This is a genomic window from Methanosarcina sediminis, from assembly GCF_052056915.1.
Taxonomy (GTDB): Archaea; Halobacteriota; Methanosarcinia; order Methanosarcinales; family Methanosarcinaceae; genus MTP4.
In genome coordinates this window covers 3,774,446-3,797,991 of the sequence record NZ_CP195119.1, presented here as the reverse complement: position 1 = coordinate 3,797,991, position 23,546 = coordinate 3,774,446, and the positions used below count along the sequence as shown (strand labels likewise).

Sequence of the window (23,546 nt, the reverse complement as noted above, 5' to 3'; positions counted from 1 at the left end):
TATTCCGGCATTTTGATTTATTTTGTATCTATGTATTTTGATTTTTGTACTTGGCATTTCAATCTATACGTTATAAGATGCCTACGCCAGCTTGCCTGGCGGCGCCTCCTCCAAAAGGACTGAAAAAGAGATCTGAAAATAATATTTCTCAAGTTGTATTTGTTCCTTTTTTGCACCCTTGCCGCTTTTTGCAGCTGCTTTTACTTTTTGCCATATCTCTTTTTTAACATATTTAGACCCAACATTTAAAAAAATCTAGACAGGGTAGAAAAATTTTTAACCATTTAAACTGTTAGTTTCTAAAATTATTTGATCTGAATCTCTGTTTTCGGAAGTCATTCGGCATCTTTTGATGAATGACTGCCCGAAATGAATTCTTTACAAAGGAGAGGGTTATTTGGACATTAAATACTTGAAAATATTGATTTTAACGTTTCTTGTACTGTGCCTTGCAGGCATATCGGGTGCTGAGGCTGGTAACGAATTTTCAGAAAATGAAGAATTTTCAAACTGGGCGGAAGGCGGACATTATGATACCGATTACGGTGCCAACTTTATGTCGGAATGGTGGTACCAGAACGGGGATATGCGGCTTGTTTCGGAGGATGGGGAAAAGAGGAACCTTGCTTTTTTTATTGTAGTTACCCACCAGGAATCCCCCACAATATTCTATGATTCGGAATTAGAAATGCAGTTCTCGAATATGGCTACCTTCTACGGGCTTTATCCTTATGGGGAACCTGTTGCTCATAATTTCACCCAGACTTTTTTTCCGAGGTCTGATATTGAAAATTATATCGGCTTTCATCTGCCTTACCTTGACTACACTTTCCCGGAAGGTTCAAGGAAAATTTACGGTTCGAGTTCCGAAGGGTATTGCCTGGAATATCTCTACGATAACCTGCAGTTGGACCTTGTTTTCAAGCCACGTGTTGAAGACACGATGGATAGTGCCATAGAACCTGTCAATTTCACCACGTATGAACGCGCTTACGGAAAGCTAGAGGGTACTGTGGTGCTTGATGACAAGGAATACACGGTTACACAGGCCGACGGATACTTTGACCACATGATACCTTATACCACTACCCTGCCTGTCTGGGAAATGGAGATGCATGGGTGGAGCTGGTCGGAACTTACTACAGATAATTATCAAGCCATACTGTATACCGTAAGAGGGCTTGAAGATGGGTACGATAATTGCACGTACAGGCATTTGACCCTCATTGATAAAAATACAGGTAAGGTTATTGCGGAATACTCGGGGGAGGAACTGGACATCGTTGAAACCGAATGGGTAGATCTGGACGTAAAAAATGTCTCCGTAAGAAGACCGGGTGCCCTTAATGTAATGGCTTCCGGGCTACAAATTAATGTAGAAGCTCAAAGTGTTGTCCAGTTTGATGCAGCTTCGTATCCTGAAGATCATGTAGGGTTTATTGATTTCATGGCTTTCCAGCCCTGTACCGCTTCTATTGAATACGAAGGAGATATTGAGCACGGAAGCGCATTTTACGAGTACATGATTACCGACTGGGGAGCGTTTGTCTCCTCTCAGTAATCATTGGAAGATAAGTGAAGGAAGAATAGGGACTGCAAGTTTTGTATTTCTCGGTAAATTCCTTAATTTTATTTGGATATAATTATATATTATATCCAAATAATATATCTATGTATTTATCATGGTTAAGGGGAACCGATGGCATCCAGGCAGTTCATTTCATCCGCCATCTGAATGGCAGGTGCCTGGCGGATTGAAGCGGTAAAAATACTGGACTTATGCATCTCAGTTATATTTGGTTTTTTTTGTATTGCGAAATCTATATATATCTAGACAAATATGCTTAATTTGCATATTAACCGGTTTAAATTATGTGTTATAATGTATAGTCGGCTAAAAAAAATAATAATTCTCTCTTCTAGCACCGAACTTATTCGGGCTTTAATACCAATTCAATTTAACGAGGCTGAATCATGGAAGGAAAAACATACGGACCTGATACACTTGCCCTGCATGCGGGGTTTACGTCTGACCCTGCAACAGGAGCTCATGCCGTACCGATCTATCAAACAGTAGCTTATCGCTTCGAGGACACCGAACACGCTTCGAACCTTTTCGGGCTCAAGGAATTCGGCAACATTTATACCCGCCTGACGAACCCTACCACAGATGTCCTGGAAAAACGGGTCGCAGCTTTTGAAGGTGGGACAGGAGCCCTGGCCGTTTCTTCAGGGATGGCGGCAATCTCCCTTGCGCTGCTCACCATAACGGAACTCGGGGATGAGATTGTAGCGGCGGATAACCTCTATGGGGGAACATACCAGCTCTTCAACCACACCCTCCCGAAACTTGGGAGGAATGTGAATTTTGTTGATTCCACAAAGCCTGAAGAGTTCAGAAAAGCGATCACTGAAAAAACAAAGGCGATATATGCCGAGACAATAGGCAACCCCAAGCTTGATGTGCCTGACCTTGAAGCTATTTCGGAAATTGCCCATGAGGCGGGGATCCCCCTGATCGTGGACAACACGGCCGGGATCGGGCTTATCAGGCCCTTTGATTTTGGGGCGGATATCGTTGTCATGTCCGCGACAAAGTTCCTTGGCGGGCACGGAACTTCCCTGGGAGGGGTCATTGTGGATTCGGGGAAGTTTAGCTGGGATTCGGGAAAGTTCCTGAGCTTCACGGAACCGGACCCGAGCTACCACGGGCTGAAGTACTGGGAAGCTTTCGGGAACGTGCCGGAGCTCGGGAACATTGCGTTTATTGTGAAGGCCCGGGTCGAACTACTGCGTGACCTCGGGCCTGCCCTGAGCCCCTTTAACGCTTTCCTCTTCCTGCAGGGGCTCGAAACGCTCTCCTTAAGAGTCAGCAGGCACAGTGAAAACACCCTGAAGGTTGCGCAGTTTCTTACGGGGCACCCTGCGGTTTCCTGGGTCAATTATCCGGGGCTTCCGGAGCATCCGAGCCATTCCCTGGCTTCCAGGTATCTCAAAGGAGGCTACGGGGCTCTGCTCGGTTTCGGGATAAAGGGTGGACTGGACGCCGGCAGGAAGTTTATTGAGAATGTGAAGCTGCTCTCCCATGTCGCAAACATCGGGGACGCAAAGAGCCTTGTTGTCCACCCCGCTTCCACGACCCATCAGCAGCTTACCCCTGAGGAGAGGGCAGCTACCGGGGTAACTGACGATTTCATCCGTATGTCCGTGGGGCTTGAGGATGTTGAGGACATTATCCGGGATATTGAACAGGCGCTGGCAAAGTCTCAGGAGAAATAAATCAGCAGGATGCAGCAGAAAAAACCGGGCATGAGAACTGGACTTAATGTTTGGACTTAATGTTTGGACTTAATGTTTGGACTTTATGCTTGTACGTGATGCTCGGAAAAGATGCTCAGGGCTGAAGTAAAACGGAGGTTCGAATGTGAAAAGAGAATCCGTAGGTACCGTTGAGACCCGGTATTGTCGGTTTGAGGATGGGCTGCTGCTTGAAGGTGGGGGCAGGCTCAAAGAGCTAACGCTTGCCTACGAAACTTACGGGAGCCTGGACCGGGAGAAAAGCAATGCTATCCTGGTCTGCCACGCCCTGACCGGGGACGCCCATGCCGCGGGCTGGCATGAAGGGGATAAGAAGCCCGGGTGGTGGGACAGCATCATCGGGCCCGGGAAAGCCCTGGATACGGAGAAGTATTTCATGGTCTGTTCCAACGTACTCGGGGGCTGCAAAGGTTCCACTGGACCGGCTTCAATCAACCCGGAGACAGGAACGACTTATGGCATGGATTTTCCCGTGATCACCATCGGAGATATGGTGCATGCCCAGAAAAAACTGGTCGAACACCTGGGGATCTCCCGGCTTTTTGCGGTTGTGGGAGGTTCCATGGGAGGGATGCAGGTTTTACAGTGGTCGGTTTCTTATCCGGATATGGTGGAAAAGGCCGTTGCAATTGCGACCACTGCCTCCTCTTCTGCCCAGCAGATCGCCTTTAACGAGGTCGGAAGGCTTGCAATTCTCTCCGACCCGGATTGGAAAGGCGGGAACTACCCGGCAGGAACTCCTCCGGCTCACGGGCTGGCCATTGCCCGGATGATCGGGCATATTACTTACCTGAGTGACGAGTCCATGCACCGGAAGTTTGGCAGGGAATTGCAGGATAAGGAGGAATATGCTTTTGATTTTTCCCGGGACTTTGCGGTGCAGAGCTACCTGCACCATCAGGGCAGTTCCTTTACCGGGCGTTTTGACGCAAACTCTTATCTCTACATCACAAAGGCAGTGGATTACTTCGACCTTTCTAGAAACGGTTCCCTGATCGAAGGCTTCGGGGGCGTGAAGACGGCTTTCCTGGTGATTTCCGTAAGTTCGGACTGGCTCTATCCCCCCTACCAGTCAAGGGCGATAGTCTCTGCCCTGAGTGCCGCTAACGTGGAGGTCACTTACAGGGAAATCGAGTCCCATTACGGGCATGATGCCTTTTTGCTGGAAGCCGGGCAGCTGAATTACCTTCTCCACAATTTCCTCTCCAAGCTCTGCGTTTCCGAAGTCATGACAGAGGATGTAATTACCATAGGAGAAGGAAGCAGTATTGAAGACGCTGCTTGCACAATGTTCAGGGAAGGGATTACCCATTTGCCTGTGGTTTCGGAAAAACCAGGAAAACCAGAAGAAGAAAAACTTGTGGGGATCGTAACCGCCTGGGACATTACCAGGGCCTTTGCGTTAAAATGCCGGACCCTAGACGAGATTATGACAAAAGAAGTTATAACGGCAAGCCCTGAGGAACCGGTTGAAAGCGCGGCCAGCAAAATGGAGTCGCACAGGATTTCGGCCCTGCCGGTAGTGGACGGGGAGGGAAGGCTTCTAGGGATCGTGGGGGATGAGGCAATAAGCCGGTTTATAAGCAACTTTTAAGGTCCTTGCTTTTTATTTTTTTCTTCGTTTTCTCTCTTCCCATTTTTACTTCATTTATACTTCCCTTTTTTCTTCCCATTCTTTACTCCCTTTATCTTATTTTTTACTTTCAGTTTTCAGTCCTGAGGAACCTATCCAGAGTTCCCTCATCGTTTCCCTGATTTCTTCTATCTTTCTTATGTTTTCTTCATCGTTGATTATGTCAAGTTCGTTGAAGGATTCGAGGGCCACTTTTGCTGTGATCGAGGCATCGTTCAGGTACATGCTGTCGGAATCGGCCATGATGGTCTGGAGGGATGACGTTGCCTGGAAAACGGCGTTTTCCATCTCTTCTTCCGCGGCGCTCTTGCCTATTTCCTCAAGGGAATCGGCAATGTTGCCTACCACACTTTGCATGTTCTCTGCCATTGCTGCAACTGCCATTTCTTCCAGCATGAGCTCGATTCCAACCGCGGCATCTTCAAGTTTTTGCTGGGCTGCAATTTTTCCAGCGTCTCCCAGGCAGGAAATACAGGTTGCGGCGTTTTCCGATACGTCGGGAAACCTCAGCCTTGCAACTGATTTTCCGATTTCCCCAAGCCCTATTGCAACGGCGATCGTTTCCCTTTCCCCGTTTCTGAGAGCTGCCGAGTTTCCGCTTTTCCCAAGCACTGAAGCGGCAAGTTTGGCAACCATTTCCATCTGTTGCTCTGCAGCAGCTTTTCCGATGGTCCCAAAAGAGAGCAGGATACTGATAGTTGTGCCTTCGGTTTTCTGTTCAACGGAATGCTGTAAAATCCTCTCCAGAGCCCTGATGGCATTTACAGCGGCATTTTCCATCCCCTGCATTGCGGCGGCTTTTCCAATTGTTTTTATTGAAACTACCGCCCCTTCTGCCTCCGGCTCTTTTCTCTCATTTAGATAAACTGTCCCGATTTCACTCAAAAAATCGAGGGCCTGGCGCACCCCGTCGTCAAAATTCTCTTCGACGGAAGCCAGCCCCAACTCCACCATCTTGTTTTCTTCCTTTGAAAGCATGACCTGTAACCCCTTTCCAACCACCAATTATTTTTATTAACGCAGGTTGCCCATTCGATTTGCACCTGTTAGGTCTAATTTTCTTTCACTTTTTCATTTTAATTATCTTCTAATTCTGTTCTCTTTTCAGTTTTCTTCTTTCCATATCAACAAGGCTCAATTTACAAATCTCAATTTACAAATCTCAATTTACAAATCTCAATTTACAAATCTCAATCTACAAGGCGGCCTTCCGAGAAATGATATATATAATAAAGAATCAGGAAAACAAGAATTGTAAGCACTGCTTTGAAATCTATTTTCTTCAAAAAATCCATAATTATCAAATCCCCCCGCATTTTCTGTTATATTCCTATATTTTGTACTATCCAGATGTCTCTTAATAACTTTATGGCATCCTTTGTTCAAATATTTTCAGGTTATGTATTTCCGGGCAGGAATATTCTGGAAAAAAATATTCTGAAAAAAAGTATTTTGATAAAATGTATTCTGATAAAATGTATTTCCAGCGGAAAGCCCCTTGCAGGAATAATTTCCGGTACATTCTAATGTTAATATATTTTGGTATATTCTAATGTTAATATATTTTTTAAGTGTTAGGGAGCATAAAATACCAAATATGCTGTTAAAGAAACTTGTTTTCGAACCTTTAATCTACCCTTTGAGCTGAGCTGTTATTCCGAGCTTTGCGCTGAGCTAATTTGCCAGGTTTGCAACGGATTTCTCTACTTAGTGAGACCTTTGCATATGGGTTTCCATTGTAAGTGCTTGTAGGGGAGGAGCCAGTCTGTGAAGGGAACTCTGTGCAGACATCTCCAGCTATCCGACTATAAATACTAGCTACAGGGATATTTGTTATAGAGGGATTACAGGTTTATTCAATACCTACAGGGAACTTATCCTGATCCCTTCAGGACGGCCTCTTTTCTGTTTGTTCTTATCGGGCTTTTCCTGGAGTGCTTCTCAGGCTATGGCACCGGCTGAAAAATGATATATGTAATATAAAATTGCAAACACAAGTACTGCAAGTACTGCCTTGAAGTCCATAATTGTTATCCTCCTTTTTTCTGGAGTTTTTCTCAGGCTATGGCGCCGGCGGAATAGTGGTAGATAAAGTAAAGCACGCAGAATACCAGTAACGCAAGGATTGCCTTGAAGTCCATAATTGTTATCCTCCTTTTGAAACTATCAAGAAAAATCCGTTTTGTAAGATGAAAATAGTAGTGAGGAGCAGGTATATATAAATTCCGTTTTTGTGCCGCTATTGCTTCCTTTTCCGGGCTTTTTAGAGGATCTGCAATTCTCATGTTTGGTTTCATTTAAGGGCTAAATTCTTACGTTATTTTTCAGGGAGTGAGGCCAAAGGAACGAAGCTTTATCAGCCGAAAAGTTACTTAATCACTTATTTTCTAAAAGAAATTTTATATATATTCCAGCATGATAATCCATGGGGGATTAATCATAGCTAGAGATCTCTTGAGTATACGTTTTATTTCCCTGATATTGATCGGACTTCTTCTATTCGCTGCGGGGTGTGTGGAAGAGGGTGCTGAAGAAGGAGAGGAAACAGGTGAAGTTGGTGAAGCCGGGGAAAGTTCTCTTCCTGCCGACTGGAAAGACTACGAACTTGTGGATACCCGGACCGGGGAGACATTCAGGGTAAGCGATTTCAAGGGGAAGCCCGTTCTGCTCGAAACCTTTGCCGTCTGGTGCCCTACCTGCCTGAAACAGCAGCAGGAAGTCAAGAAGATGGTGGGTAACTTAGGTAACGGGGTTATACATATATCCCTGGATGTGGACCCTAATGAGGATGAGGAAATTGTAAGGAACCATATGGAAAGCAACGGCTTTAAATGGTATTCGGCAGTGGCTCCCCCGGAAATGACCCAGGAGCTCATAGATGAGTTTGGGATAACGGTTGTAAATGCTCCTGCGGCTCCTGTGATACTTGTCTGCGAAGACCAGTCCGCCCGCTTGCTTGAGCAAAGGGGAGTAAAACCGGTAGCCCTTCTGGAAGAAGAGATTGAGCAAGGCTGCTGACAGGTTTGACTGCTGACAGGTTTGATTGCTTGCAAGTCCCAGTGCTAATAATTTTGTTGAGGTAGACGTTGATTGCTCGAAAATTAAGCGTTTAAGTTTTCGGGGCTGTAAAACCAGATGGCCGGTAAGTTTCCCGGTAAGCTTCGGATTGCACGGAGAGTTTCAAAAAGGGAATATTGCCAGGCAAGTTGGAGAATTTCCTGTGTTAAAGGGGGGAGCAATAAACGATAAATTATTTACTGGAGATATCCAGGGCTTTTTTGCTCGGGCTGCTAACTCCTTTGACAGCGGTCTGTGTTATCCCGCTCTACCCGGGATTTTTAGCATACCTTTCGAACCAGCTTGGCAAGAGGCCCGGAGGGGAAGGAGAAGAACGCAGCCGAAAAATGCTGATTTTATTCGGGCTGATCATCACTGCAGGAGTCATTACCTTCATGCTCATCCTGGGATTTGTGTTCACAACGGTTTTGCAGGTTTCCCTTACAAAAGTCATTGGAGTTGTGTCCCCTATCGCATTCGGAATCCTGATCTTTATCAGCCTCATCTTGATCTTCGACGTGGACGTGGCAAGGTACGTTCCGAGGGGCCGGGCTCCCAGGGTCGGGAATCCCTATGTTACTGCTTTTCTTTACGGCTTCTTTTTCGGGGCAATAGTGGTCCCATGCCAGCCGGCATTTATCGCAACCCTGTTTGCAATTGCGGTCTCCAGCCCGGCTTTTGGTGTAAATATGCTTCGCTTTCTCTTTTTCGGCCTGGGAATCGGCTTTCCCCTCCTGCTGTTCTCGGCTGTTTCCACCCGGTCGAGCAGGCAGATAATCGGGTTCCTGGTCAAAAACAGGAGAAATATCAACCTGGTTACCGGGGTTGTCATGCTGGTGGTTTCCGTTTACTATCTGGTTTTCGTGTTCAGGATATTCGGGTGAGGTGTTTCCAGGAAAGGTTGGACAAGCATAATGAGACCTGGGAAGAGGACTCAGGCAAAGTGAACTCAGGCAAAGTGAACTCAGGCAAAGTGAACTCAGGCAAAGTGGACTCAGGCAAAATGAACTCAGGCAAAGTGAACTCAGGCAAAGTGGACTCAGGCAAAGTGAACTCAGGCAAAGTGAACTCAGGCAAAGTGAACTCAGGCAAAGTGGACTCAGGCAAAGTGGACTCAGGCAAAGTGGACTCAGGCAAAGTGAACTCAGGCAAAGTAGTATAAAGAAAATAGAGGTCCGGGAAATCCATTGTATTATTAATTATTTTCATTGATGGGGGGATTATGAATGCTTATGCAAAGGGACAGGCGGCTTGGGATGTTCTTGATGTTTGTGCTTATCCTTGCAGGCATCCTGAGCAGTTGCTGTATCGAAAACGGGGAGGAGAAAGTGGTCGGTACGACTCCGGAGGGACTGGAAATCAGGGTTGGTTCGGACGGGGAGAAGTTCATTATAGAACCTGATAAGCTGGTTTCCGGGGGGCCTCCGAAAGACGGGATCCCGTCAATTGATTCCCCGAAGTACGTGGGCGTGGAGGAGGCTGATGCCTGGATCCGGGACGACGAACTGGTGCTTGCACTCATCTACATGGATGTAAAAAGGGTTTATCCGCTTCAGATCATGGTCTGGCACGAGATCGTAAATGACGAAATTGCGGGAGATCCCATCCTGATCACATACTGCCCTCTCTGCGGCTCGGGAATTGCTTATGAGCGCACGTTGGACGGGGAGGACGTTGAGTTCGGAGTCTCGGGAAAACTCTACAATTCAAACCTGGTCATGTACGACCGGAAGACCGACTCTTACTGGACCCAGATTGACGGGCTTGCGATTGTCGGGGAAATGACCGGCACGAGGTTAAATCCGATCTCTGTTGACACGGTGGTCTGGAGAGACTGGAAAGCAGCCCATCCGGATTCCGAAGTCCTGAGCCAGGACACGGGCTTTGACCGGCCTTACGGGCGGGACCCCTACGGGAACTACTATGAGGACAGTTTCCTCTTTTTCCCGGTGGAAAATGAGGACGACAGCGGGGTACACCCAAAAACCGTGATCTTCGGGATCGAAGTTGACGGGGTTTTCAAGGCCTACCGTGAGTCCGACCTGATTGAAGAGGGGGTTATTGAGGACACCGTGAACGGCGTCCCGATTAAGGTCGAAAGGGGCGAGGCAGGCATCGTTACCGTCACGAACCTGGAAACCGGAGATGAAATCGTAAAGGAGAGAGATTTCTGGTTTGCCTGGTATGCATTCCACCCCGAGACTGAGCTGTATGAGGCTGAATAAAATCTTATGATTCCGGTTATTTGAGTCCGATAAGTTTGATGAAGTAATTTGAGTAAGTTAATTCGAATCAGGTAAATTGAATGGAGGGTTTGTGTCTATGAAGCGAGTGGTTCATACTTTGTATGTCTTGATTTGCATTGCTGTCCTTTTGTTTGCATCCGGCTGTGCGGAAGAAGAAGGGGATGAAGGAATAGAGCCGGTTCCTGAAGATATTCCGCTTCCTGAAGAAATCCCGGCTCCGGAAGTTGAAGATGCTGAGGAAGCCGTAGAAGGTGCCGAAGGTGTCGAAGGTGGGGAAATCAGTGTTGAGGTGCTTGAAGCCCCCTCATCCGTGGAAGTGGGGCAGAGTTTCCTGGTCCGCTGGCAGGTAAGTAGCCCTGTTGAAACGGAAATCCCGCATACTGCCGTCCACTACGGCCCCGAATCCGTAAGCGGGGAGTTGACCCTGGAGAGCTACCCCTTTCTGACCGTCCCGAAAAACGGGTCGATTCCTGCCGAATTCGAAGACTCGCTGGTGCTTGAGGAGGCAGGTACGGTGTATTTCAGGGCTCACGCAATTGTTGACGAAACCAGTTACTGGTCTGATGAACAAAGCATAGAAGTGCTTGAACCAGGGCTTGAACCAGAGATTGAACCAGAGATTGAACCAGAGATTGAACCAGAGATTGAACCAGAGATTGAAAACGAATCCGAAGGAGCTTCAGGCGGATCTCAGGGGATCGAGGTGCTTGACTATCCCACTAGCGTTGAGAGCGGGGAATACTTTACCGTTAACTGGGAAGTTACGGGCGGAACCCCCGGGGAAATAAGTGAGACCGCAATTATAAGCGGGTCCGAAAGCGGGAATGAAAGCCTGGCTGACTATCCGACAAAAAGTTCTCCCCAGGGCGGTACCGCTCCCAAAGAATTCGAGTTCAGGCTGAGGGCTCCACTTTCCGGTGACATCTATTTCAGAGCCTATGCTGTGGTTGATGATGCCGAAGTATTCTCCCCTGAGTACGAGATTTCAGTAACCGAGGCTTCAGGGTCTTCCGGGTATTGACCGGTTGATCTATTGAAGGTTGATCACATGAATGTTGGTCAATTGATTGATGGTCAATTGACTGATGATAAATTGATTGATGATAAATTGATTGATGATAAATTGATTGATGGTCAATTGATTGTTGGTCAATTGATTGATGGTCAATTGATTGATGGTTGATCGTATTACGGTTTTGTCCGATGATTAATAGACAATTGGTTAATCGGCATATGGCAAATCTGTTAACGGAAAATTTAGCAAGATGCAGGAGAAGAGCAAGCAGTTCCGGCGCTCTCCGGTAGAGCAGGACTCATTCAGGTGCGAACTGATCAGTTTCAGGGAAGCCTGCAGGCTTTCCAGGTTACTCGCCCGGAAAATCAAGGCTTCCGGCTTCCAGCCTGACCTGATCGTAGCCATAGGGAGGGGAGGCTATGTACCGGCGAGGATGGTTGCGGATTTTCTCCTTTTCAATGACCTTTGCTCCATGAAGATCGAACACTACACCCGGGCTGCGGACATGCAGGAAGAAGCCCGGATCAAATTTCCAATTCCCGTGGACATAAGCGGAAAAAAAGTGCTTATCGTGGACGATGTGACCGACACCGGGGAGACACTTTGCCTTGCTGTCGACTATGTGCAGAGCCTGAACCCCGCAGAGGTCAGGACTGCCGTGCTCCAGCACAAGACCTGTTCCGCCTTTACCCCGGATTTTTACGCGCAGAAAATCATCAAATGGCGCTGGATCATCTATCCCTGGGCCCTCTATGAAGACCTGGCTGGATTTACTGTAAAAGTCATTGGAGACAGGACCCGGGACCTTTCCGGGATCTTAGCCGGACTTAAGGAGAGGTACGAGATAGAAATCGGGGAAGAAGAACTTCTTGATATTCTGGCTGACCTGGTTGAGAGGGGAGAGCTTGAGAGGGTTGAAGGAGGAGAATTTGAGAGGGTTGAAGGAGAAAAGCTTGAAAAGTTTGAGGGGAAGAAGCCGGTGTGGCGGGTTTTAGCTAGATAACTTGTAAGTGACAAAGAAGGATAACATTTCAGGACTTTACGGTCATTTTTCTTAAATATGTGAAATTCATTAGCAGTAGGTACATTTTAAGTGTTCGATCTTCAAAACGATTATTTGACTTTTCCCGAAATTTATCCTGTACAGGAACCTGTAGTGTCCGGCTCTCAACCTGATGAGTTCTTCCCTGCTCTCGATAATCCTCTTTGCTCCGGGGGGCATAGGGTCGGTTGTTAGCTTTTTGATGATTTCCATTGTCCGATAATCCGTATACAGGTTGGATTTTTCCAGGAAAGATTGGGAGTCTTCATCAAGAAAAATTTCAAATATGTCGGACTCATGGTCTTTCTTTAAGCCCATTTCTTCTTCCATTTTTTTCAGGGATTTCAGTTTCCCTTCCGCTTCATTTTGAAAACTTGCTTTTAGGAGTTCATTTTCTTCCCAGGTAAGGATGGTATCTATGTCAACCATGTGCTCCCTTATTTCCCCGAGCTGTTTTTTGATGAAGTTAAGTTCTTCCATAACCTTTTTCTCAAACTCCGGAGTTCCCATACTTTAAATGTTGAATTGTCTGTTATATATAGGTATCTTCAAAAACTTGCAATGATATTCAGCTCCATAACTTCCGATTTTTTAGCTCTATGATTGTGTTTTCAATGAGATAGATCCTGTTTTGCGTCAATCTATGGTCACTTCTCGTTCGGTCTTCGTTTCTACCTCTGGTTTTTGCCGGGGTCAGAAGTGTCACCATGGGTTTTCAGGTATTTCGATATAAAGAAAATTTTCCGTAATGTTTAAAATCTTTTAATATGCTAATATAATACAATATGCAGACATCTGCTTATATTTCGTTTTTATCTCTTTAGTGCTGATTTTTATTGCCTTTCAGCCCATATTTATTACTACCTCGCTTATCCCTGAAAGAAGTATATATGTAAAAAATATTTGATCAAGCGATTCAATTACACTGCTTCGCCGGAGAACAATTATGGAATCATTGTTAGGAAACATCGACATCATACTTGGGGTATCTATTCTTCTTCTTTCCATATTCCACAAATTTGCAGTTCCTTCGGTGCTGGGTTTCCTTGTAACCGGTATGCTTTTGGGGCCTTATGGACTGGGACTGATTGGAGAGACTCAGGGAGTGGAAATCCTTGCGGAGTTTGGGGTCATCTTTCTGCTATTTATTATTGGGGTTGAGCTTTCCATCAAGGAACTCTGGGAGATAAAAAAGACCGTACTTGCAGGTGGTTCTCTCCAGATCCTTCTGACAATTTTACTGGTTTTCCTGCTATGTACGCAGATGGGTTTCAGCAGGGCAAGTTCGGTGTTCATAGGTTTTCTCATTTCCCTGAGCAGCACCGCAATAGTGCTCAAAATCCTTCAGGAAAAATCCGAGGTCTACAGCCCCCACGGGAGAACCTCGCTTGCAGTTCTGATCTTCCAGGATATCATTATCGTGCCCATGATCCTTGTCACACCTCTGCTGGCAGGGGGTTCGGAAGGAGTTACGGGTTCGCTTTTAATCCTCCTCTTTAAAGGGGTAGGGATCATCCTGTTAGTCATTCTGAGTGCCCGCTATATTGTTCCCAGGCTGCTCTATTACGTTGCCTGGACTCGCAGCAGGGAACTGTTTCTTCTGAGTGTTATTTTCATCTGCCTTTCAACGGCCCTCCTGACTTCCAGTGCAGGGCTATCCCTTGCCCTTGGGGCTTTTCTGGCAGGACTGGTCATTTCCGAATCCGAATACAGCCAGCAGACCACGGGTTACATCACGCCTTTTAAAGATGTCTTCATGAGCTTTTTTTTCGTGTCCATTGGCATGCTGCTGGATGTGCAGTATTTCCTGGAAAATCCCCATGTCTTCATCCTGATGGCTTTTGCCGTCGTCTTCCTGAAAGCACTTTCCGGAGCCATTGCAACCTTTTTACTAGGCTATCCTCTCCGCACAACCCTGCTCACGGGGCTTGCCTTATCCCAGGTAGGGGAGTTCTCCTTCGTCCTTTCGAAGTTCGGCCTGGAATTCAATCTTCTGGACCAAAACACTTACCAGACTTTCCTTGCTGTTTCAATACTCACGATGGGCATCACCCCCTTTGTTATAAACGGGTCTCCCGGAGTTGTGGACTTCTTCCTCAGGAAGGTTTCCGACACGAAACTGGTGCATGGGCTCTATTCCGGTAGACTGCGCTCTGACAAACGGCATTTCGGTAAGCTGCACCCTGACAAACTACATTCCGATAAATCGTACCCAGGTTCCGGGAAAATTGAGGCTGGTGACGAGCTCAAGCTTAACGACCACCTTATAATTGTCGGGTATGGTTTTAACGGCAGGACGGTTTCAAAAGCAGCAAAAACCGCGGGTATTCCCTATATCATTATAGAGATAAACCCTGAAATAGTCCGTCGGGAAAAAGCCAGAGGGGAACGGATCTACTATGGGGACGCCACTTACGAAGCTGTAATGGAACATGCCGGAATAAGGGATGCACGTATTCTTGTTATTGGGATTTCAGACCCTGCTGCTACCAGGAAGGCCGTGAAAATGGTAAAACACCTGAACCCTAAAATCCATATCATTGCAAGGACCCGCTACCTGCGCGAAATGGAACCCCTGCACGCCCTGGGCGCCGAAGAAGTCATTCCCGAAGAGTATGAGACTTCAGTTGAGGTCTTTGTCCGCCTTCTTAAAAAGTACCTGATCCCCGGGGAAGACATCGAGAAATTCGTCAGAGAAGTCCGGGCTGACGGCTACGGGATGCTGCGAAAGCTCTCCGAGGGAAAAACCGTTAATTTCAACATCAGAAAAGACCTCCCTGGGCTGGAAATCACTATAATAAGAGTTAATGAAGGTTCCGAAATAGCCGGAAAGACCCTCGCAGATATGGAACTCCGAAAAAAGCACGGAGTAACCGTCCTTTCGGTTCGCAGGGACTCGGATATGATACACAACCCTGAAGGCTGTTCCCTCATTCAGGCAAGTGATGTCTGCATCCTGCTTGGAAAACCTCGCAACCTGCACGATGCCAGGAGATTTTTTGAATGAGTTCCGAAGGTAAAAAAAGTAAATTCAGGTCATAAGTAAATTTCAGTCATCCGGAAAAATCATCTCCAGATAACGTCCGCCTGCTTTCTTCCCGGAATCTTTTTGAATTTATACTTCGGATACCCTACCATCAGTGCGTATTGCGGGACATACTCTTCGGGAATGCCCATTTCATCTTTCAAAGGCTGATACTCCATGGCTCCGATTTGCAGGAGCCCTGCCCAGCAGGTTCCAAGCTCAAAGGAAGGAGCCAGCAGGTCAAAGGTGCTCAGGGCGATGATGCTGTCGGTATATGCAAGCGTATTTTCGGCGTAAGCATAAACCAGGCAGGGAGCACTGCGGCAGATGGGGTCGAGGCCTGCGTCCCAGAGGCCGACAAGGGCAGGGAAGACCGGCTTTAACGGGTGCACAGCGTCTTCGTTTTCTGCCACCATGCGCATCCAGTCGATCGTGAGCCTTGCAAGCTTCTTGACCTCGTCGGGGTCGCTTATCACGAGCCACTTCACGGGCTGGGCGTTCATGCCCGAGGGGGCAAAGCGGACCGCTTCCAGGATTCCGGCGATCTTTTCTTTTTCGACCGGCTTGTCCTTGAAAACCCTTGTTGAGCGCCTGCTCTGGATATATTTCGTGAACACTTCGGGACTGAGCTGCGTGGTATCCGCAATCTCGTTTTCCGGAGGGAAAGTCTCGTAATTTCCCTGGATAGCATCTGCCGGGCAGGCGGTTTCGCAGTGTCCACAGCGGGAGCAAAAGGGCTCATTTTCAGCGGGGAGGGACGGATAACCATCCTCACCGGGCATAATAATGTGCACAGGACAGATCTCGGAACATGTTCCGCAGGCTGTGCACTTTTCCAGATCAAAAGAAATCAGACTCATTTCAGGTACCTCACTGATAAGGTTATTTCTCCTGAATTGATGATATAATTAACTTTCAAAATGAGATGTGGAAATCAAAATGTAACGAAATGAACAGGAACGAAGAGAAGTGAAATGAAATGAAATGAAATGAAATGAAATGAAATGAAATGAAATGAAATGAAATGAAATGAAATAAAATGGAGATGAGGCATCTGATTTTGGGGTGTGTTGGGTGGTTGAAGGGGGTAGGAGATTGGGGGATTTTGAATCAGAAAAGAGTATTTCTCAGATGCCCGATTAATAGAACGACTGCAAATTATATAAGGCTGGGGAAATAATGATTATATAGTTGATTATATGGAAGTACTGTTAAAATTTAGCCAAATATGGCAGTACTCTTAATTTTCTTTGATTATTTTCTCTTCTCATTTTCTAAACGCTTTTTTTATTTCCATTTTTCATTTTGTTTGTGAGAGTGGGAAAAATGAAAAAGGAGGAAATTAATGAGAGGAAAATAAAAAGGAGGGAATTAATGGGGGCGGAAATTAAAAATGGAGGGAATTAAAGGGAGGAATATAAAAATGGAGGAAATTAGTGAGAGAGGAAAATAGGGTTCTTAAAACCCCTCACATCACTGTTTCAGCAACCAGCTCCTGGTTCCCTTCCGGGAAGATCCTGGAGACGCGGACATTCCAGTTTCCGTTTTCCATTTTTTCACCTTCTCCTTTTCTAATTTCATTTCTACTGCTTTCGGCCTGGATCAGGTTGTAGCACTGGGAGGTCTTACCCCGGGTTTTTGAAGAGCAGATCGTCCCTGCGTTTACTACGAGCATGTTGTTGAGGTTCCAGACCCAGGGGATGTGGCAGTGCCCGCAGAGGACAAGGTTCACCTTACAGCCATTTAAGAGGTTGAGGACGTCTCCTGCGTCCACCAGGACGGTGTTCTCCCTGCCCGCAAGGGGGATCGGGACCAGGTGGTGGTGCAGGGCAAAGACCTTAAAATCATCTCCGGTAAAAGCTTCCTTGATCCAGCCGTAATTTTCTCTTCCCACATGCCCTTCGTCAAGGTCCGGCTGGGATGAGTCAGCCCCTACAACGGTAACGTTCCCGAGCCTGTGGGTGGAGAAGCGGTCTTCAAAGAGGTCCTCGAAATGGAGGTATCCGGCATTTTTCGAGTCGTGGTTTCCGGGGACAAGGACCTTATTTTTGCATTCTATCCTGTCAATAAACTGTTTTACCCCGTCGTATTCGGCGGAAAACCCGTTTTCCGTCAGGTCTCCCGTGATCACCACGATATCCGGAGAAAGCCCGTTTATGCTCTCAACCATTGAATCCGCAATTTTCGGCACAAAGTACGTTTCTGAAAAGTGTATGTCTGAAAGGTGTACGATTTGTATAATTTCTCATTCCTTCTATAATAAAATTATAATATTGCTTTTATTCGAGGGGTCGAATCCTTCCATGTTATATATATTTATCCTGTATGGCTCAACATTTGTCTTAATCTAATTATAAATCATTAAAAATACATACTTGTGTCGTCAGATATAATGGGATGGATTGTCATATCCTAAATTTTAATTCATGACAAAATAGCTGTTTTGAGCCGGATTTGGGGAATCAGGTTCTTTTTATTCTTTTTTTTCAGAAAAAGTTGCCAAGTGTGCGGGGACCTGGAGAGTTTGGGGTTGTGTGAGCTAATATATGATAAAATCATCAACAAAAAGAAGATCAGCAAAAAGAAGATCAGTAAAAAGAAGATCATTCAATAAAGTGAACGGTTATTCAATGAATTGAATGATTGGTATTCAGTCACTTATGAGAGACTGCCAGCTGGATCCCGATTGCAGTAAAGATCCCTGCTTTTCCCCAGTTAATGTACTTCCCGATTCCTGGTCTTTCGAGGATTTTGTTACCGATTGTTCCGGCAAAGACGGAAATTACTGAAAAGATTAGCAAGGCCTGCACCATGAATACTATTCCCAACAATAGCATTTGTGTGGACACGCCGCCAGCCTCCAGATTTACAAACTGGGGCAGGAAAGCCAGGAAGAAGAGTGCGACTTTAGGGTTCAGAACGTTCATGAAAATTCCCTTCTTATATAGAGCCCGGAAGTCCGTTATCTGGGCCGGGCCGGAGGATAAGACCCTGTCGCCTTCTCTGAGGGCCTGCCATGCGAGATAGAGTAAGTAAGCTGCTCCCAGATATTTTAAAACCGTAAAAGCCAGGGCGGACTGATACACGATGGCAGAAACCCCCAGAGCCGCTGCGGTAGTATGGACCAGCACTCCGGTACACAGCCCCGATGCGGTGGCAATCCCTGCTATTTTTCCCTGGGAAATGCTCTGGGTGAGCACAAATATAATATCCGGGCCAGGCAGGAACGTTAGCGCGGCAGATGCTGCGATAAAATATATCAACTGTGATGCTTCAATCATTTTTCTCACTTTTTATTTTATATCTGTTTTTAAGATGGGATTGAGCTACTTATAGTGAACTACCCGCTAAATCTAAAGATTTAACGGGCTTCTTGCTTCATTTCCCCTAGCATCCTAGACGAATCCACAAGCTTAACCCCACGTTCCATAGGGAAGATTAAATTACTATCAAATTTTGATCTTGCAAAGCAAACTTTTTAATGTTTATAGCTGCGTTTATGTCCCTATCATGTTCTGTTTTGCATTCGGGACATACCCATTCCCTTATTTTTAGGGTAATGTCCTTGTTATGATAGCCGCAAACATTACACAATTTTGTTGATGGCTCAAACTGGCCTATTCTCAGAATGGTTTTTCCGTACCATTCGGCTTTATACTCCATTTTTGTAATGAAGCTTGACCATGAAGCATCACCTATAGCCTGTGCAAGACAGTGATTTTGTACCATGTTCTCGACTTTCAGAGTTTCAACCCAAGTTTGACAGTTAAATAAAAATCATAGTTCTTAGTAATGTTTGATCGACCAAAATGCAAACAAAACTAAGAACATATGAAATAACTCCTAACGACAATATATGCTTTCCCATCGGAACCATTCTTGCTGTTGAAAACCTGTATGAACAGCTTAATTTTTCATCTATTTTGGGTAAGCATAAGGCTAAAGGTATCGACTTCAATTCTTTGATCAAAGCTTTGCTTAGTTATAAGCTTACAGAGAACTTTAGCATTGATCGGGCTCATAAATGGATTAACCAGGACGAAGTCCTGGAATTTTTCAATCTTGAAAAATTCAATGAAAGGGTTCTGTACAGAACCCTTCAAACTTTGGGAAGTAATAAAGAAGAGATCATTCTGGATATTCAGGATGTTTTGTTCTCCATGTACAATTTTGAACACACTAATATCAACATGGATTGGACAAGTATTGTTCTTTATGGTGATAAGTCTCCACTTGGTAAATATGGTTACAGCCGCGATCACCGTCCAGATAAAAAACAGATTACTTTAGGAGTAAGCGAACTTGCAGATCCAATAAACTTACCTGTTGGAATTACTGTGGAAAAAGGAAACGTTCCCGATCAGACTCATTTTAAAAAAACGTATCAGCAGGTAAAAAGTAGACTCAATAAAGAGTCACTTGTTGTTTTTGACAAAGGTGCAAATAGCATAAAAAATCTAGCTCTGATCAAAGAAGATGAAATGGATTACCTTACTGCAAAGAAGCTCAACGCCAGCGATGATAAGTTGATTAAAATGTTTGATCAGCTTGATCCTGAAGTCGTTGACAAAGAAAAGGGGATCTATGGGATAAAGATTGTAAAACCCAGCAGTACAAACTACCTCTATTTCTCAGAAACCTTAAAAAAACAGCAATTGGAAGCAAGAGTCAGAAAAGTACAGAGAATGGTGGAAGAGGCAAAAGAGATACAGAAATCAATTGATGAGAACAAGAAACTTCCGAAGAAATTCAGAATCAATAATAAACTCATTGATATAAGTTATTCATACCAGACAAAGCTGGTTGAGATGAGTGAAGATGAAGCCTTTGAACTCCTTGAAGAAGAGGTAATTAACGGAAGAGAAGGATTTTTCTGCCTAAAATCAAGTAAGAATTTGACACTTATAGATGCTCTTGAAACCTACAGGAAAAAGGATTCAATTGAAAAAATATTTAACTCGCTGAAAAACGAAATAGAAATAAAACCACTAAGGGTCTGGACGGATGAGAGCATCTATGGAGCAATAATCATAGGATTCATTGCCCAATTACTCATATCGCTGATGCGATATGAGTTCAAAGAACTCAAGCATACGTCAACAAAATTCATAAAAAAGAGTCTATCGAATTTGACAGTTACCGTAGATTTTCTGAAGAATAAGAATAAAACTTATATTTATGCCAATTTCGATTCCATAAATCGCTTGATTTTAACCCAAAAAAAGGGAATTTCTTAGAAAATTCGATGAATTTATTTGAACTGTCAAATACCTTTTTCTGACAAAAATCGGGAAAAATGAAGGAAATTTTAATTAAAATTAGTGGAAACTGTCAAAGTCAGGTTTCAAACGCTATTGCTTGGTTCTCGCGGATTAATCTTGATGAAACTTTGTGCTGAAAATCAGTTCTTTGATTTGTTACCTTTTCATGGATTTTAGCAAGCCTTTTTATTGCTTTTTTCCGGTTATTAGAGCCTTTAACCTTCTTACTTAATTGTTTTTGAACTACCTTAAGACGCTGTAAAGAGTTTTTAAGATATTTCGGATTATCTATTTTTTCTCCATTTGACAAAACAGCAAAATCCTTTATTCCAACATCAACACCTACTGTATTATTTTCTGTGAATGTTTGCTTTTCGGGCAAATCCTTTTCATCATCCACCAATATACTAATGAAATATTTTCCTGTTGAAGTTCTGGATACCGTTGCTGTTTTTAATTTACCTTCAAAATTCCTATGCAGGACAGCTTTAATTTCCCCTATTTTAGGAAGTTTTACTATATTTTTGTCAAAATCAACTATGTAATGTTGAGGTATTTCGAAGGATTGAACTTGATTCTTTTTTGATTTAAAGTTTGGAAAACCTGCTTTTTCTCTAAAAAACTTAGTAAAAGCATTTTCCACATTTTTAGTCATTGCTTGCAATGACTGAGAATTTGATTCCTTTAACCATTCATGTTCTTTTTTCAGTTCAGGAATCATTTTATTAATGTCGAATCTGGAAAATGATTTTCCTTCTTCCTGGTATGATTTAATTTTTAGTTCTAAAGCCCAATTAAAAACAAATCGACAGCTACCTATATGTTTTGCTATCATCGTTTTTTGTTCAGTTGTAGGATACAACCTGAATTTATAGGCTTTTAACATCATATCACCATGTGCTTTAACGGTTTATATGCATTCTGCTAAACACCTGAATATGAAATATGAAAAAGAGAATCATAGTAAATTTTTGTTAATGTACCATATTATTTTTGTATGCAAATATAGAAAAAAATTGCTGCAACCAATAGATCAGGAACTAAAAGACTTAATCGATTTGATTTCTGAAAGTTCAGATTTTGAAATTGTAGAGATGGAAACAGACAAAGACCATATCCATTTACTTGTAAAAAGCAAACCTAAAATTAACGTACTTTCAATAGTAAGAAAGTTAAAACAGCTAACAACATATAGGTTATGGAAAACTCAAAAACAATATCTGGAACAATTCTACAGAAAGGAAAATACATTATGGAGTGAGGGGTATTTTGCTTGCACTATAGGGAACGTTAGCAGGGAAAATTTGGAAATATATATACGGAGTCCGGGTTAGTTTACGCTTATATCCCCCAAGCTAAAGACCTGGGGGTTTTACGCTCTTATTTATAAAAGGTTTAGACACCGGGTCTTAGTTTTTGGAGTTGTCTTTCGCATCTATACCAGGATGTAGGAATATACTTTAAAAGAAGAAGTGCCCCACGATAAATAACTCCCCTCATGTCCACAAGGAAAAACAAAAGAATAAGAATTAAAAAAGTATCCCACGCATTTTTTGTGATCAAATAACCCTTCTCAGCTCTTCCTGTTTTTTCCAGACTTTTTATGGTGCTTTTCAGGCTTCAACGATCACCATACCTTCCATCCAGGGATGGAACGTGCAGATGTAATCGTAAGTGCCTTCCTCTTCAAAGGTGAACGTAAAAGTATCGCCCTCATCCAGAGTATCCGATTCAATTCCTTCACCCACCACATTGTGGACAGCAGTATCATAATTAGTCCACCTGACGGTCTGCCCTACCTCAACTGTAAGGGTGTCGGGTATGTACGTGAAGTCCCGGATATCAACATCGATTATTTCTTCTCCTGCTTCTTCGGCCGGTTCCTGAGCTTCCGTTTCTCCTCCAGTTCCTTCTTCAACTTCTGCTCCGGTTTCGGTTTCCTCTTCTTCCATCTCGGTTTCTTCATCGTTTCCCGCTTCATCTGCAGGTTCAACCTCTTCTGCTTCATCTTCCCCCGGTGCTGCAGGAGCAGCTTCTTCCGAATCCCCGTAACCTGCACAGCCCGCAGCGAGAAGTACTCCGATAATCGTCAGGAAAATTATTATTGCCTTTTTCATTCTACTCTCCATCTTTTCATTTCCCCACTCATTATAATCATTTACTTTTTTGCCCTTGACATAATTTTCACTTTCAATCCTAAAACCAGTATGTGAAACTGAGTTCAGTACTTATATTATTTATTTAAAAATATTTAATTGATATTCTATAATGTTCATAACATATCCAAAAATGGAACAATAGTAACTCAACCAGTAACTCAATTAGCGACTAATTATTATCTCAACTAGTAACTCAACTCCTTTCATAAGTCCTCTTGGGCGAGCGGAGCGAGCTAAACGGACCGCACAATGCCGAGCCACAACTCGGCTGTCGCATCTAGGCTGACCCAATCCATCCGAATCAACCTGGCTATCACAAACCCGGCTACAGTAGTTCCGAATGATATATGACTTTTGCATGCGGCAAGCTAATGTTAATGACGAAAGTAGAATTGTTCCCAGATTTTGCGGGATCACTATCAATGGCTCCCTGTTGATCCATTGACCTGCACCCCCACGTCACTGATTCAATGAGGGTGGCCGCTTATTTACACATCTTTGTACTCTTCATACATGTCTATCATGAATACTTTGAAACTTTCCTCATCTTTGTACAAAACAATCCATGTTTGAACTTGTATTGCATTGTTTTCTTTTCAGCTTCTTCTATTTGAGCAAGTTCTTTTCTAACTTTGGAGTTTTTTGGGACAAAAATCAAGTACGGATACTTTGAATTTGAAAGTGTCAGCATGAGCTCTTTGCTATAAAATCCTCTATCAAACAAAATTAGAGAAATCGATTTGTAACTATTCAGGGTAAGGGAGGTATATCTTCAATAGCCGTATCAAGT

The 23,546-nt window shown here is 44.2% G+C and carries 22 protein-coding genes and 2 pseudogenes; 14 read left to right on the top strand and 10 right to left on the bottom strand.

From position 1 onward, the window contains the following. Positions 1–397 precede the first annotated feature (397 nt). The 3 genes from ACSAZK_RS16675 (at position 398) to metX (ending at position 4,912) form a co-directional block, all read left to right on the top strand. A complete protein-coding gene (locus tag ACSAZK_RS16675; protein WP_440955140.1) occupies positions 398–1,561 on the top strand; it encodes a hypothetical protein in 1,164 nt (387 codons plus the stop codon). Between the two features lie 413 nt (positions 1,562–1,974). Next, positions 1,975–3,279 (top strand): O-acetylhomoserine aminocarboxypropyltransferase/cysteine synthase family protein, encoded by a 1,305-nt coding sequence (locus ACSAZK_RS16670; RefSeq protein ID WP_440955139.1) that lies wholly within the window; start codon positions 1,975–1,977, stop codon positions 3,277–3,279. A 145-nt stretch (positions 3,280–3,424) separates the two neighbouring features. Continuing rightward, positions 3,425–4,912, top strand: a complete 1,488-nt coding sequence (gene metX, locus ACSAZK_RS16665) for a homoserine O-acetyltransferase MetX (protein WP_440955138.1) — start codon at positions 3,425–3,427, stop codon at positions 4,910–4,912. Between the two features lie 96 nt (positions 4,913–5,008). On the opposite strand, the gene ACSAZK_RS16660 is transcribed toward metX, so the two are convergent. Then, positions 5,009–5,929 carry a hypothetical protein gene (locus ACSAZK_RS16660; RefSeq protein ID WP_440955137.1) on the bottom strand — a complete coding sequence of 307 codons (921 nt, stop codon included), beginning with the start codon at positions 5,927–5,929 and terminating at the stop codon, positions 5,009–5,011. A gap of 390 nt (positions 5,930–6,319) precedes the next feature. Here ACSAZK_RS16660 and ACSAZK_RS16655 point away from each other — a divergent pair, with 390 nt between their 5' ends. Beyond that, positions 6,320–6,478: a hypothetical protein gene (locus ACSAZK_RS16655; protein WP_440955136.1), complete on the top strand. Its 159-nt coding sequence runs from the start codon at positions 6,320–6,322 to the stop codon at positions 6,476–6,478. Between the two features lie 530 nt (positions 6,479–7,008). Here ACSAZK_RS16655 and ACSAZK_RS16650 read toward each other — a convergent pair. Next, positions 7,009–7,236 (bottom strand): hypothetical protein, encoded by a 228-nt coding sequence (locus ACSAZK_RS16650; protein ID WP_440955135.1) that lies wholly within the window; start codon positions 7,234–7,236, stop codon positions 7,009–7,011. Between the two features lie 229 nt (positions 7,237–7,465). On the opposite strand from ACSAZK_RS16650, the gene ACSAZK_RS16645 reads away from it, so the two are divergent. From ACSAZK_RS16645 to ACSAZK_RS16615, 7 genes are all read left to right on the top strand, one after another. Beyond that, positions 7,466–7,969, top strand: a complete 504-nt coding sequence (locus tag ACSAZK_RS16645) for a TlpA family protein disulfide reductase (RefSeq protein ID WP_440955134.1) — start codon at positions 7,466–7,468, stop codon at positions 7,967–7,969. A gap of 260 nt (positions 7,970–8,229) precedes the next feature. Then, the gene (locus ACSAZK_RS16640; protein WP_440955133.1) at positions 8,230–8,892 is read left to right on the top strand and encodes a cytochrome c biogenesis CcdA family protein; all 663 of its coding nucleotides are present in this window, start codon (positions 8,230–8,232) and stop codon (positions 8,890–8,892) included. Beyond that, positions 8,889–9,170, top strand: coding sequence for a hypothetical protein (locus ACSAZK_RS16635; protein ID WP_440955132.1), 282 nt, complete (start codon positions 8,889–8,891; stop codon positions 9,168–9,170). Before ACSAZK_RS16640 ends, ACSAZK_RS16635 begins: the two co-directional genes overlap by 4 nt. Before the next feature lie 64 nt (positions 9,171–9,234). Next, positions 9,235–10,233, top strand: coding sequence for a DUF3179 domain-containing protein (locus ACSAZK_RS16630; protein ID WP_440955131.1), 999 nt, complete (start codon positions 9,235–9,237; stop codon positions 10,231–10,233). 97 nt (positions 10,234–10,330) lie between these two features. Then, a complete protein-coding gene (locus tag ACSAZK_RS16625) occupies positions 10,331–11,275 on the top strand; it encodes a hypothetical protein (RefSeq protein WP_440955130.1) in 945 nt (314 codons plus the stop codon). Positions 11,276–11,302: 27 nt separating this feature from the next. Next, a complete protein-coding gene (locus ACSAZK_RS16620) occupies positions 11,303–11,437 on the top strand; it encodes a hypothetical protein (RefSeq protein WP_440955129.1) in 135 nt (44 codons plus the stop codon). Between the two features lie 82 nt (positions 11,438–11,519). Continuing rightward, positions 11,520–12,272: a phosphoribosyltransferase gene (locus ACSAZK_RS16615; protein WP_440955128.1), complete on the top strand. Its 753-nt coding sequence runs from the start codon at positions 11,520–11,522 to the stop codon at positions 12,270–12,272. Positions 12,273–12,341: 69 nt separating this feature from the next. On the opposite strand, the gene ACSAZK_RS16610 is transcribed toward ACSAZK_RS16615, so the two are convergent. Next, positions 12,342–12,821 (bottom strand): type II toxin-antitoxin system RelE family toxin, encoded by a 480-nt coding sequence (locus tag ACSAZK_RS16610; protein ID WP_440955127.1) that lies wholly within the window; start codon positions 12,819–12,821, stop codon positions 12,342–12,344. Between the two features lie 436 nt (positions 12,822–13,257). Here ACSAZK_RS16610 and ACSAZK_RS16605 point away from each other — a divergent pair, with 436 nt between their 5' ends. Continuing rightward, entirely contained in the window at positions 13,258–15,318 is a 2,061-nt protein-coding gene (locus ACSAZK_RS16605; RefSeq protein WP_440955126.1) for a cation:proton antiporter domain-containing protein, read from the top strand. Between the two features lie 59 nt (positions 15,319–15,377). Here the strand turns inward: ACSAZK_RS16605 and ACSAZK_RS16600 are convergent, their stop codons facing one another. From ACSAZK_RS16600 to ACSAZK_RS16585, 4 genes and pseudogenes are all read right to left on the bottom strand, one after another. Further along, on the bottom strand, positions 15,378–16,196 hold the full coding sequence (locus ACSAZK_RS16600; protein WP_440955125.1) for a nitroreductase family protein: 819 nt from the start codon (positions 16,194–16,196) through the stop codon (positions 15,378–15,380). Positions 16,197–16,804: 608 nt separating this feature from the next. Further along, positions 16,805–17,527 carry a metallophosphoesterase family protein gene (locus ACSAZK_RS16595; RefSeq protein WP_440955124.1) on the bottom strand — a complete coding sequence of 241 codons (723 nt, stop codon included), beginning with the start codon at positions 17,525–17,527 and terminating at the stop codon, positions 16,805–16,807. Positions 17,528–17,990: 463 nt separating this feature from the next. Next, positions 17,991–18,617, bottom strand: a complete 627-nt coding sequence (locus ACSAZK_RS16590; RefSeq protein ID WP_440955123.1) for a LysE family translocator — start codon at positions 18,615–18,617, stop codon at positions 17,991–17,993. 157 nt (positions 18,618–18,774) lie between these two features. Then, positions 18,775–19,089 (bottom strand): annotated as a pseudogene (locus tag ACSAZK_RS16585) (RNA-guided endonuclease TnpB family protein); the annotation flags it as partial. Between the two features lie 56 nt (positions 19,090–19,145). Between ACSAZK_RS16585 and ACSAZK_RS16580 the strand changes: the two are divergent. Next, positions 19,146–20,573 carry an IS1634 family transposase gene (locus tag ACSAZK_RS16580; protein WP_440955122.1) on the top strand — a complete coding sequence of 476 codons (1,428 nt, stop codon included), beginning with the start codon at positions 19,146–19,148 and terminating at the stop codon, positions 20,571–20,573. Between the two features lie 103 nt (positions 20,574–20,676). On the opposite strand, the pseudogene ACSAZK_RS16575 reads toward ACSAZK_RS16580, so the two are convergent. Continuing rightward, positions 20,677–21,483 (bottom strand): annotated as a pseudogene (locus ACSAZK_RS16575) (RNA-guided endonuclease TnpB family protein); the annotation flags it as partial. Positions 21,484–21,535: 52 nt separating this feature from the next. Here ACSAZK_RS16575 and tnpA point away from each other — a divergent pair. Next, the gene (gene tnpA, locus ACSAZK_RS16570) at positions 21,536–21,931 is read left to right on the top strand and encodes an IS200/IS605 family transposase (protein ID WP_440955121.1); all 396 of its coding nucleotides are present in this window, start codon (positions 21,536–21,538) and stop codon (positions 21,929–21,931) included. Positions 21,932–22,210: 279 nt separating this feature from the next. Here tnpA and ACSAZK_RS16565 read toward each other — a convergent pair whose 3' ends face one another. Together ACSAZK_RS16565 and ACSAZK_RS16560 are read right to left on the bottom strand one after the other, a co-directional pair. Continuing rightward, positions 22,211–22,726 (bottom strand): cupredoxin domain-containing protein, encoded by a 516-nt coding sequence (locus tag ACSAZK_RS16565; RefSeq protein ID WP_440955120.1) that lies wholly within the window; start codon positions 22,724–22,726, stop codon positions 22,211–22,213. Between the two features lie 550 nt (positions 22,727–23,276). Continuing rightward, entirely contained in the window at positions 23,277–23,480 is a 204-nt protein-coding gene (locus tag ACSAZK_RS16560; RefSeq protein WP_440955119.1) for a hypothetical protein, read from the bottom strand. Between the last annotated feature and the right edge of the window lie 66 nt (positions 23,481–23,546).